Raw genomic sequence first — 12,109 nt, forward strand, 5'->3', positions numbered from 1 at the left:
GCACAAGGCGCGACAAGGAGTTCGAGCCCGTGCAAATGCAGCGTGGGGTGGCTGCTTTCGGCAACGGTACCCGGGCTTTCGCCAAGTTGCGGAGCAGCCCGTCCCGATTGCCGCTTAACCTCAAACTGTCCCGTGGCGGCGTACCGTCACACTTTTGGATGCTCTCTCTTCAGGCTGTTCTCGGTTTTGGAATACGAGGCCCTCGGTATACGGAATCGGCCAAAACCCTCCAACTAAAAATTTTTGTTGCTACGGCGATGAAGCTGTACCCGCTAGTGGATTGGCTTAACGAAGTGCCTTGGGCCAAGACACGTCAGGCCGCTTTTGTGCGGTTGATACTTCAAAATATTGCCACTGTTTGAATTCCCCAACAGTATCCATCTGAAGAAGAACCCCTTTTACGTCTGCTTTAAAAAATATCGTGGCCAGCTTCCCAGTGCCTCCCGATAGGTCAACGGGACAAGTATTCTAGTTCCTTATTTATAATTTTTCTAAATAATTGTTGCATTTCCCACAACCTTCCCTTAGCTTTGACCATTATTTATACTTAGTCTAAATAAATAATGAGTGCAGAACTGACGAACTGATTTACCCAGTCTGCCTCCTCAGCTCCCAGGCATTCACAAAACCAAACCCACGACGTATGGACCATACCGATCATCGCCCCGTTACCCTGGCGCTCACACCCAATGGCCAGGTGGCCTTATGCCGGGGTTGCCTACAGGGCATTACGGTGGAATTCGGACCGATCCTGCAGCTGTTCGCCCGGAAGGACTTCCTGCGGCTGGAATACAATATGCGGTACATGTGTCCGGCTGAGTATTTCCGGGGCCACCCCGGCCGTTCGAAAATCATCGTGAATACGACGGCACCCGACCTGTACTTTGCCTTTACCGAGACGGAGTTCCTGGAACTCCAGGAGCTGCTGGGCCACGGGCTCAGCAAACTGCAGCTCATCGAATCAGCCGATCGGCATTTGAACTGATGAAGTACTTCTGCCCCTCTTTATCCCCCCTGCGCTCACTGGCCCTTTGCCTGGTAATTGGGCTGGAAACCACCCTACCCGGCCTTGGCCAGACCGTGGATACACTGTCTACGAACGAGAAAGCGCTGGACGAGCTGGTGGTGACGGCCACCCGCTCCGAACGCGAGCTGGGCAGCCTGCCCCTGCCGGTCACGGTGATTCCCCGGCAACAGATACGTCAGATGGGTTCCCTGCGGCTCAATGATGTGCTGGCCGAACAGACGGGGCTGTTCATGGTCAATGACCACGGTACCGGGGTGCAAATACAGGGGTTCAATCCCGACTACACGCTCATTCTGGTGGACGGTGAGCCGCTGATCGGCCGTACGGCAGGTACCCTGGAATTGTCGCGGGTGGCGGTAGGAAACATCAAGCGCATCGAAATCGTAAAGGGTCCGTCGTCGAGCCTGTATGGCTCGGAGGCCCTGGCGGGGGTCATCAACATCATCACCCAAAATCCCGACCGCGCCAATAGCGACCTATCGGTGCGTTACGGGGCCAACCGTACCCTCGACCTTTCGGCCAGTGCGGGATTCCGCCGAAAGCGGCTGGGTCTCCAGCTCTTCGGCAACCGGTACGCCACCCAAGGGTACGACCTTTCGCCCGATACCTTCGGCAGCACGGTGGCACCTTTCCACAACTTCACCATTCAACCCAAGCTGACCTACCAATTTTCTGAACGCACAAAGCTGGCGGTGAGCCAGCGCATTTTTGGAGAAATCCAGCAGAACAGTTTCGCGATCAGCGAAGGAGGTACCAGCCGGGAGGTAGCCGGGGAGGGCAGGGTACACGATGCCAATACCACCGCCACGCTGACCCACAGATTCGACCAGCATTTCCGATTGCAGGCCCGCACCTACTTTTCGCAGTACCGCACCGAGTCCAGTCTGGCCTACCGAACGGATGGCGTTATGTACGACCGGACTTTTTTCCGGCAGTCATTCCTCCGGCCCGAACTACAGGCCGACTGGAGCATCAACGCGAAGAATCTGTTTACGGGCGGTATCGGCCACATCGCCGAAGGCGTGGAAGCCACCCGGTACACGCAGCCGCAGCGGTTTGGCTCCTACTACGCTTTTGCCCAGTACGAATATTTTCCCACCAATGCCCTGCAGATCATTCTGGGCGGACGCTTCGACGCGCACAGCGCCTACCGCAACCAGTTTTCGCCCAAGCTGGCGGTAGCCTACCAGTTGACCGACCGGCTGCTCCTGCGTGGGTCGGCGGGGGTGGGGTTCAAAGCCCCGGACTTCCGGCAACTGTACCTGAACTTCACCAACGCCGTGGCGGGGTACAGTGTGTTCGGCTCGCAGGAACTGGCCGCCGGGCTGCTGCGCCTCCAGCAGCAGGGGCAAGTGGCGGAGGTACTGAGCGATCCTTCGGCCTTCGGCCTACTTCGGCCCGAAAGCTCACGGGCGGTCAATCTGGGAGCCCAATACCGGACAACGTCGGGCTTCGGGGCATCTGTGAATCTGTTTCGGAACGACATCCGCGACCTGATCGAAACCCAGGCCGTAGCCCAAAAAACCAATGGCCAGTCGGTGTTCAGCTACCTGAACCTCAACCGGGTATTCACCCAGGGAGGGGAAGTCGAGGCGTCGCGGCGGTGGGAAGCGGGACAGTCCGGGCTGACCCTGTCGGCGGGGTACCAGTACCTGGAGGCCAAAGACAAGGAGGTCTTGGAAAAGATCAGGAACCACACCCTCTTCCGGCGCAACCCCGAAACCCTGGCCACTGAGCGCGTACCGCGCGCCGACTACGGCGGGCTCATGGGGCGGTCGCGGCATTCGGCCAATGTCAAACTATTCTATCAATCCCCGAACGGATTGAGTGCCTCGCTGCGGGGCATCTACCGGGGGCGCTACGGCTTTGGCGACCGCAACAGCAACACCATTCTGGACAGCCCGGACGAGTACGTGCGCGGATATGTGCTGTGGCATGTTTCGGCGGCCAAGACACTCGGTTGCCTCATGTTACAAGCCGGTGTGGACAACCTGCTCAATTTCAGAAATGCCGCTTTCATTCCCAGTCAGCCGGGGCGGCTGGGCTGGCTGCGGTTGAGCGCGACGCTGACGTCCCGGGCACCCGAAAAAACGCCTGAACCCTGATTCCAAAATCGTATCTTTTCATTAATCAATAAATCACAAAGCAAATGAACCTGACCAAACTATCCGTTGCCGCCGCGTGCCTGACTCTTTCCCTGGTTGCCTGCGATAAGTCGGAAACTATTGACACAGAACCCGTCAAAGCCGAAACGGTGAAAGACATCCCGGCCGATCCCCCCACGGGGGTCGACGCCTCGGGCCGCCCTACCTCTTCGGGAAAATACACCTTTTTCAGCTTTCAGAACGGGATCGTGCCCTCCGCCGATTCCGCCTCGATGAAATGGGACCTGGCCCTGAAAGGTACCACCCTGCTCACCAATGGGGGTGCCTCCGGCCCCGGACAAGGGGGAGCGGTGGTGTTGGACGGTATTTTCGATGAAACCCAAGCCCTGCCCGCCAGCGCGGCCATTCAGTCGGATACCAAGGCTCTGCCGGCCATTCCCACGGGCTCGGGAAAAGGCTGGTACAGCTACGATCCCCAGACCCACCTGATCACACCCACGGCGGGCAAGGTCATCGTGGTGCGCACCGCGGACGGCAAGTACGCCAAAATGGAAATACTGAGCTATTACAAGGGTGCCCCGACGGCCCCAACCCAGACGAGCGAATCGAGCTACTACACACTGCGGTACGTCTACCAGCCCGATGGTACCCCTACTTTCACAAACTGATTCCTGAGATGCCTTTCCCAATGAATCGAATCCTCCGCGCAGCGCTCCTGCTGATGCTGCCACCCGGCCTGGCGTTGGCCGTGCGGGCCCAGCACCCTCCCCGCATCGTCTCGCTCGATGGTACGGTAAGCGAAATAATCTACGAGCTGGGGCTGGCCTCCAGGCTGGTGGGTGTGGACGTGACCAGCACCTACCCCGAAAGCCTACAGAAGCTCCCCAGGGTGGGTCACAACCGCAATATCGGGACCGAAGGCGTATTGGCCCAGCGGCCTACCCTGGTGCTGACCACCGACCAGGCGGGTGTAAAATCGCCCGTCCTCGATCAGATCCGGCAGGCGGGTGTGGAGGTGGTTTCGTATAAGCAAGAGTTTTCGGCCGCCGGAGCGCGGCAGTTGATTTCGGAAGTGGCCAAAACCTGTAGGGTACCTGCCAAGGGGGAAGCGCTGATCAAGCGTATGGACGCCGATCTGGCGCAGGTCAAAAAAGCCAGTGGGCAACCGAAGGTACTGTTCATCTATGCCCGGGGGGCGGGTACCCTATTCGTGGCCGGGAGCGGTACGCCCGTCGAAACGATGATCGAGCTGGCGGGTGGCCGGAATGCCGCCACGGGGTTCGCCGATTTCAAACCCCTTACCGCCGAAGCGCTGGTAGTGGCCAATCCCGACGTGATCCTGCTGTTCGATAGCGGCCTGGAAAGTCTGAGTGGTGCGGGTGGCTTGCTCGGTATTCCGGGTATTGCCCAAACCCAGGCAGGTAAAGACAGACGCTTTATCACCATGGACGGCCATCTGCTCACGGGTTTTACGCCCCGATTGGGGAAAGCCCTGGCGGAACTGGCCCGCAAAATCGGTTCAAAAGAAGGCAGTTTTTAGGCTATGTCTGTAGAAACCATGGCCCCAAAAACCGCAGAACCTGTTCCCACCCGCGTCGTATTCGGCCCGGTACGGAACCGCTGGCTGTATCCGCTGCTGGTGGTGCTGCTGTTCGTAACGACCGTAGTTTCCATCGGAGTAGGAGCCGTCTGGATCTCGCCCGATGAGGTACTGGCCATTCTGGGCAATCAGGTAGGCCTGCGGCTCCCGGCCGACGAAATGAAGACGTCCATCATGACCGTGATCCGTCTGCCGCGTGTGTGCCTGGGGCTGTTGATCGGCTCCGGGATTGCAGTAGCGGGTGCGGCGATGCAGGGCTTGTTCCGAAATCCGCTGGCCGATCCCGGCCTGATCGGTATTTCGTCGGGCGCCATGCTGGCCGCTGTGGCGATGATCGTCTTGAAAACTGCCTTGTTCGACCAGATGCTGGGCCTTCTGGGCTACTATGCGCTCGCGCTGGCTTCCTTCGTCGGGGCCTGCCTGACTTCCCTGCTGGTGTACCGGCTGGCGCGGGTCGCGGGCCGGTCGGTGGTGACGACCATGCTACTGGCCGGGATTGCGATCAACGCGCTGGCCGGTGCACTGACCGGCCTGCTGACCTCCATGGCCACCGACGAGCAGTTGCGGACCATCACCTTCTGGACTTTGGGCAGCCTCGGCGGGGCCACCTGGACTACGGTGCTGGCGCTGCTTCCCTTTGTGGGTGTAGTGCTGGTAGGGCTCCCCCGGCTGGGCGGAGCGCTGAACGGCCTGGCGCTGGGTGAAAGCCAGGCCCAGATGCTGGGGGTGGATCTGGTTCACCTCAAACGCTGGGTGATCATCCTGGCCGCCCTTTCGGTGGGAGCTTCGGTGGCCGTGGCGGGTCTCATCGGTTTCGTGGGCCTGGTCACGCCCCACCTGATCAGGCTGGTGGCCGGAGCCGACCACCGTCGGGTACTCGTCGGTTCAGCGCTCGGTGGGGCCACCGTGCTGACGGCCGCCGATGCCCTGGCCCGGACGGTGGTTGCGCCCGCCGAACTACCCATCGGCGTGTTGACCGCATTGCTGGGGGCACCCGTATTTTTATGGCTATTGATTGGCCGAAGAAACGCCGCCTGACGATGCTGAAAGCCGACCAACTTCATTACAAAATCGGAGCCAGAAGCCTGATCCGCAACGTGTCGCTCCGTGTCAGGCCGGGCGAGCTGCTGGCTATTGTGGGGCCGAATGGCGCGGGCAAATCCACGCTCCTTAAGCTGTGCGCGGGAGAAATTGTGCCCCAGGCCGGGACGGTCACCCTGAACCAGCAACTCCTTTCCCGCTATACCCATCGGCAGCTGGCCCGGGTTCGGGCGGTACTCCATCAGCAAAACACCCTTTCGTTTCCGTTTCGGGTATCCGAACTGGTGCTCATGGGGCGCTACCCGCACTACGACACCCAGCCCGATGCCCACGATTACGACGTAGCGGAGGCGGCCCTGAATTCAGTAGGCATGGGACGTTTCGCCGGTCGATATGTGGCTACCCTGTCGGGCGGTGAGCAGCAGCGGATACACCTGGCCCGTGTCCTGGCGCAGCTTTGGGAGGTTCCCGATGCCCTGCTGCTACTGGACGAACCGACCACGGGTCTGGATTTGCTCCATCAACAGCAGATCCTGGCTACTGCGCGGCAAATGGCCGAGCGCGGCTACGCCGTAGTGGCCGTACTGCACGACCTGAACATGGCCGCCCAATACGCCCACCACCTACTGATGCTGAAAGACGGCACCACTGCCGCCACAGGTTCCCCCCGGGAGGTGTTGACAGCAGCCAATGTGGAGCGCGTTTTCGACCTGCCCGTACAGCTGATCGACAGTCCTTTGCACGATTTTCCGTTGATCGTTCCACTCCCTGCCACGAATCCTATCATTTTGTTTTAACCAAACCAACCCATGATTATATCAGAACAACCTCTCAAGACCCGCTGGGCCGACTTCCGCGCCGAGAATCCCAAAACCCGCATCCGTGACGCCGCCCGGCAGCTGGGCGTGTCCGAAGCCGAACTGGTGGCAACGGGCATAGGCGAAACCGCTACCCGACTGGGGGCGACTTCCGTGAAATCATAAAGACCGTTCCGACACTGGGCTACGTGATGGCCCTGACGCGCAACGACGCCCTGGTACACGAGCGCAAGGGTATTTACCAAAAGGTATCGTTCAATAAGCACGTAGGGCTGGTACTGGGGCCAGACATCGACCTGCGGCTGTTCATGAGCCGCTGGCAATGGGGCTTCGCCGTGAGCGAAAACGGCCGTAACAGCCTGCAGTTTTTCGACTCCCACGGCGAGGCTGTCCACAAGATCTACCTGACCGACCAATCGGACAAAACGACCTATGAGGCCCTGGTAGATCGGTTTTGCGAAGAAAATCAGTTTTTGGAATTAGCCATAACGCCCGCGCCGGAACCGGCTGTCGACCCGCCCGACGAGGCGATCGACGTGGCGGCTTTTCAGCAGGGCTGGCTCAACATGACGGATACACACGAGTTTTTTGGACTTTTACATCAATATGGTGTTGGCAGGCGGCAGGGGCTGCGGCTGGCCCCGGATGGGCACGCCCGGCTTTTGTCGATGGAGGTACTTAAGCAGATTTTCGCTACCATCGCCGAACGGGAGGTACCCATTATGGTTTTTGTCTCGAATCCCGGTTGTATTCAAATCCACTCCGGGCCCGTAAAAAAACTCGTGCAGATGGGCCCATGGTACAACGTGCTGGACCCACAGTTCAACCTACACCTGAACGAAACCCTGGTGGATCAGGTCTGGCTTACTAAGAAACCCACCGCCGACGGCATCGTGACGGGTGTGGAACTATTCGACAAAAACGGCCAGAACCTGGCCCTGGTCTTCGGCGAACGTAAGCCCGGCAGGGCCGAACTGGAAAGCTGGCGGTCGGTCATTGCCGACGTGGTCGGACACGATTGACCGCCAGGAATTGCCTGAAAACAAATGAAAAGTCATAAGGCGGGTGGGGGCCTGGGAGAGGATCCGTCGTGTTTAAAAAGTGATGCGGTGTTTTGTCCAGGGAAATTGGGTAATTCTTGGTGACACCTGGCCCCCTACCCTGTAATAACCGCCGCCCACGTTCGATTGGATTGATTATTACTACTTTTGCTATGTAAATTCAATATACTACGCCGCCAACGGCAAGGCAAACCCGGCCTTTTCCCGATTAGGTTTCTTCCCAACCCAAACGGGAATTAGCCATATTAAAAGTAGGGTGCCCCTACCAAAAGATTGAACTCCATGAAAAGAATTTACCTTGTTTTGTACATTCTTGCCCTCGTGCTTCCGGCCCTGGCTCAAGAAAACCCCGTCCGTACCCTTACGCTGGACTCCGTCACCGTCGAGGGCCTTCGCAACCGGACCGACCTTTTGCACCTGGCTCCGGTTCAAAACACCTATTTGTTCTCAGGCAAGAAAAACGAGGTCATCGAGCTCACCCGCAAGGATGTGGCCCTGACCGAAAAGTACGGACGGCAGATCTTCGCCAAGGTACCCGGCGTGTTCGTCTACGACATGGACGGCACGGGAAACCAGGTCAACATAGCCACGCGCGGCCTCGACCCGCACCGGGGCTGGGAGTTCAACATCCGCAAGGACGGTGTCCTGACCAACTCGGACATGTACGGCTATCCGGCCAGCCATTACAACATCCCCATGGAGGCCGTCGAGCGGATCGAACTGGTGCGTGGTACCGGCTCATTGCAGTACGGCGCCCAGTTTGGCGGCATGCTCAGCTACGTCAGCAAGCAACCCGATCCCGATCGCCCGCTGGCTTTCGAATCGGTCAACACCGTCGGGTCGTACGGACTGGTGAGCACTTACAACTCCCTGTCGGGAACGGTGAGAAAATTCCGGTACTCGGTATGGGCCAACAAAAAGAAGCTGGACGGCTACCGGCAAAACAGCCGCTCGAACTACGACGCCGAAAACGTTTCATTATTCTACGATGTGTCCAAAGACCTGCACCTCAAACTGGAATGGACCCACTCCAACTACCTCATCCAGCTGGCGGGCCCGCTGACCGACGCCATGTTCCGGCAAGACCCGCAGGCTGCCACCCGTAGCCGTAACTACTATAATCCCGACATCCACGTACCCTCCTTCACCCTCGACTGGAACCTGGGCGACCACACCCAGCTGAAGCTGACGACCTCCGCCGTGCTGGGCTCGCGCGGCAGCGTCCTGTTCGACAAGCCGGCTACCGTGGCCGATACCATCAACCCCTCCACGCTGCAGTACAGCAACCGGCAGGTGGACCTCGACCAATACCATAGCTACACCACCGAACTGCGCCTGCAGCATTCCTACCCGCTCTTCCACCGCCGCAGCACGCTCGTCGGGGGAGTACAGTACATGAACAATGACCTGCACCGTCGGCAGATGGGCCGGGGTACCACGGGCACCGACTACGACCTGACGCTCGTGTCGCCCGGCTGGGGGCGGGACCTGCACTTCAAGACCAGGAACCTGGCCCTGTTTGCCGAAAACCGCTGGGCGCTCTTCAAGGGTTTCTCACTCAATACGGGCCTCCGCGTCGAGACGGGACAAAGCGACATGCGGGGTACGATCACCTACTACCCCGCCAATGAACTGCCCACCACCATCCGCCACCGCTTCCCGCTGCTGGGGGTCAACGCGGAATACAACCTCAACAAAGCCTTGAACCTGTACGGCGGCTGGTCGCAGGCCTACCGCCCGGTGATCTTCAAGGACATCGTCCCCGGCTCGGTCTACGAGGCTACCGACAAAAACCTGAAGGACGCCTACGGCTACAATCTGGAAGCGGGCGTGCGGGGCAAATGGCAGAACCTGAGCTGGGACGTGACGGCCTTCCGCCTGGTCTACAACAACCGGCTGGGCACGCTGGCCTCGACCGACGCGGCGGGCAACCTGACGGTCTTGCGTACCAACACGGGTGACTCGCACACCCATGGCCTGGAGATGCTGGTGCAGGGCGATTTCCGGCTGGGGGCCAAAAGTACGCTGAATGTGTTCACGGCCACCTCGTTCATGGATGCCCGCTACCGGAACGCCCGGGTCAAGTCGGGCCAGGACAACGTGCGGGTGGATGGTAACAAGGTGGAAAGTGTACCGAACTGTATTTCCCGCAACGGGGCCACTTTCCAGTTTTCGTTTTTCAGCCTGACGGCCCTGTACAGCTACACGGCCGACAGTTTTGCCGATGCGCTCAATGCCGTGGAACCTTCACCCAGCGGCGCCACCGGACTGGTATCGGCCTACCATTTGTTTGATCTGAACATTTCGCTGAACCTGAGTAAACGCCTGCGCCTGCAGCTGAACGGCAACAACCTGTTCGACGCGCACTATTTCACCAAGCGCCCCCAGTTCTATCCGGGACCGGGCATCTGGCCTTCCGATGGCCGCACGCTGTCGGCCACGGTGGCCGTCAAGCTGTGACGAAAAAGCACATTTCTTACTTCTCCCAAGTTGCTACTACCTGATCGGAATGCCAGCGATTCAGGTAGCAACCCATCCATGTTCGTGTAAGGTCATACCAGGGATGATACGATCCTTTTAACTTTTGGCCTGAACGGGTGGCAGCTACCCAATGATCGACCGCTACACCCGCGTGCAGCAGGTCGTCCGCCACAACGCCGCCCTGAAGCTGGGACTGTGAGACATAATTTCCGCTATATGTATAATTAAGGACCCAAAGATTTTTCCATTCGGTTTAATGATGAAATACTCAAAATCGCCAATTTAAAATAGTAAGCTTACGCTTTTGAATGTGAGGACAGAACAAATCAGTTGAACGACCGCCTGAACACCAAGGGTGAAAGTTTCTCTTTTGCTTTGAAGAGCTTGCTGAACGATTGTAAATGTTCAAAACCCAGTCCATAGGCAATTTCGCTCACGGAAAGGTTCGTCGTGGATAGTTTCTCTTTTGCTTTTTCAAGTAGTTTGTCGTGGATGTGCTGCTGTGTGCTTTGTCCGGTAATCGCTTTTAGCAGACTGCTTAGGTACTTTTGTGATACGTTCAATGTGCCGGCAACATATTGAACTGTTGGCAAACCCCTTGAAGCCAAATCATCGCTGTTGAAATAGTCGACAAGTAATTTTTCCAAACGTTCCAAAATCTGCTGATTGGATTTCTCTCTTGTTATGAATTGACGATTGTAAAAACGCAGGGAATAGTTTAGTAGTGTTCCTATGTGAGAGATGATAATCTGTTTGCTGAACTTATCAATATTGGTGCGGTATTCCTGATTGATGTTTCCAATGATGTTGTTAATGGTCTTTTCTTCTTTGTCCGATAAGAATAAAGCTTCATTGACTGTATAATCAAAAAACCCGTATTGCTTGATTGTTTTTGCAAGCCATGTATTCCAAAGGAAATCGGGGTGCAAAAGCAACATCCAGCCTGAGCGCTTTTCATGTGTAGGTTCTGGTTCTATTCTGAAAACCTGATTCGGTGAACTAAAAAACATTATACCCCCGTCAAAATCGTAATGCTGCTGACCGTATTTCATTTTAGCATTCATGCCTCTTTTCAGGGAAATTTGATAGAAATCAAATACCCAATTCGTCTCACTGATATTTGCAGGCCTCACAACTTCGCTGTAATCAATCACACTGATGAGCGGGTGCTGCGGTTGGGGTAATCCACGCAAGCGGTGAAATTCACTAATGGTTTTTATTCTTACCGTTTGCCGTTGGTCCATATTGTAAAGTCAGGAATTGGTCTTTCATTTAGTGCCAAAAGCCCTTGGCTTTTATCTGGCTTCCGTCTATGCCGTGATTTTTTAAAAGCCTTCTGATGGAGACAACCAGTCCGGCATTGCCTACGGTATAAAAAACGAAACGGTCTTTTTGTTCCCCGTTGTCATCCAACCATTTTCTTGTTCGGAAATAAATATCATCTGGAAAGGAAACAGCCTGTTAGTGCAACCAAGCACAGTTTTTAGAAAATTCATCAGCCGTCAGTTTGTTGTCAAAGGCAATGAAGCCACTGGTTTCCACATTTTTCTCTGCCAACTGTTGAATAGAACAGAAGTGTCCGATACTTGTCTGGTCGCCAATAAAAACAAGGCTTTTACCCGCTATTGGGAAATGTTCTTCAACTTCTATTTTTGCATAATAAAAGCTATTGCCCGCACGCTGTTTTCTTGCCCAGACACTTCCTTGTCCCCTGTGGCTTGTGTCTATGTACAAAGTGCATTTTTTTGCCACAATGTCCCATAACGCAGGAGTATAATCCGCGTAATGCAAAGCTGAAATTCTGCATTTGATGGACCGGGCCTTGTCCCACTTTTCAAATTCGACATCAGGCAAATGAATATCGAGTTCATGCAGGTCCCCTCCATTCCAAACCCGAATGGCCGTTATCTTTCCCGACTTGATGAATAATTTCTCAAGGCCGGATAGGCTTCCCTTTTGCACTGCTTCCATATTGG

Annotated in this window: 11 protein-coding genes; 9 read left to right on the forward strand and 2 right to left on the reverse strand. The window is 56.5% G+C overall.

Annotated elements, in window-relative coordinates; translation table 11 throughout:
• Positions 1–643: 643 nt before the first annotated feature.
• The 9 genes from GBK04_RS29435 (at position 644) to GBK04_RS29470 (ending at position 10,112) form a co-directional block, all read left to right on the forward strand.
• Entirely contained in the window at positions 644–985 is a 342-nt protein-coding gene (locus GBK04_RS29435; protein WP_152766740.1) for a DUF6686 family protein, read from the forward strand.
• Positions 985–3,132, forward strand: coding sequence for a TonB-dependent receptor plug domain-containing protein (locus tag GBK04_RS29440; protein ID WP_152766742.1), 2,148 nt, complete (start codon positions 985–987; stop codon positions 3,130–3,132). The genes GBK04_RS29435 and GBK04_RS29440 overlap by 1 nt, the downstream gene beginning before the upstream one ends.
• 44 nt (positions 3,133–3,176) lie before the next feature.
• The gene (locus GBK04_RS29445; RefSeq protein WP_152766744.1) at positions 3,177–3,800 is read left to right on the forward strand and encodes an HmuY family protein; all 624 of its coding nucleotides are present in this window, start codon (positions 3,177–3,179) and stop codon (positions 3,798–3,800) included.
• 20 nt (positions 3,801–3,820) lie between these two features.
• The gene (locus GBK04_RS29450) at positions 3,821–4,672 is read left to right on the forward strand and encodes a heme/hemin ABC transporter substrate-binding protein (protein ID WP_373331544.1); all 852 of its coding nucleotides are present in this window, start codon (positions 3,821–3,823) and stop codon (positions 4,670–4,672) included.
• An 18-nt stretch (positions 4,673–4,690) separates the two neighbouring features.
• The gene (locus GBK04_RS29455; RefSeq protein WP_373331545.1) at positions 4,691–5,770 is read left to right on the forward strand and encodes a FecCD family ABC transporter permease; all 1,080 of its coding nucleotides are present in this window, start codon (positions 4,691–4,693) and stop codon (positions 5,768–5,770) included.
• Positions 5,737–6,570 carry a heme ABC transporter ATP-binding protein gene (locus GBK04_RS29460; RefSeq protein WP_373331546.1) on the forward strand — a complete coding sequence of 278 codons (834 nt, stop codon included), beginning with the start codon at positions 5,737–5,739 and terminating at the stop codon, positions 6,568–6,570. Before GBK04_RS29455 ends, GBK04_RS29460 begins: the two co-directional genes overlap by 34 nt.
• 12 nt (positions 6,571–6,582) lie before the next feature.
• Positions 6,583–6,756, forward strand: coding sequence for a hypothetical protein (locus tag GBK04_RS31470; protein ID WP_373331547.1), 174 nt, complete (start codon positions 6,583–6,585; stop codon positions 6,754–6,756).
• Between the two features lie 26 nt (positions 6,757–6,782).
• Positions 6,783–7,613 (forward strand): hemin-degrading factor, encoded by an 831-nt coding sequence (locus tag GBK04_RS29465; RefSeq protein WP_373331548.1) that lies wholly within the window; start codon positions 6,783–6,785, stop codon positions 7,611–7,613.
• Positions 7,614–7,934: 321 nt separating this feature from the next.
• The gene (locus GBK04_RS29470; protein ID WP_152766750.1) at positions 7,935–10,112 is read left to right on the forward strand and encodes a TonB-dependent receptor family protein; all 2,178 of its coding nucleotides are present in this window, start codon (positions 7,935–7,937) and stop codon (positions 10,110–10,112) included.
• A 347-nt stretch (positions 10,113–10,459) separates the two neighbouring features.
• Here GBK04_RS29470 and GBK04_RS29475 read toward each other — a convergent pair whose 3' ends face one another.
• Positions 10,460–11,377 (reverse strand): helix-turn-helix domain-containing protein, encoded by a 918-nt coding sequence (locus GBK04_RS29475; RefSeq protein WP_152766752.1) that lies wholly within the window; start codon positions 11,375–11,377, stop codon positions 10,460–10,462.
• Positions 11,378–11,594: 217 nt separating this feature from the next.
• Positions 11,595–12,104, reverse strand: coding sequence for a hypothetical protein (locus GBK04_RS29480; protein ID WP_152766754.1), 510 nt, complete (start codon positions 12,102–12,104; stop codon positions 11,595–11,597).
• Positions 12,105–12,109 lie beyond the last annotated feature (5 nt).

This window comes from Salmonirosea aquatica, from assembly GCF_009296315.1.
Lineage (GTDB): Bacteria > Bacteroidota > Bacteroidia > Cytophagales > Spirosomataceae > Salmonirosea > Salmonirosea aquatica.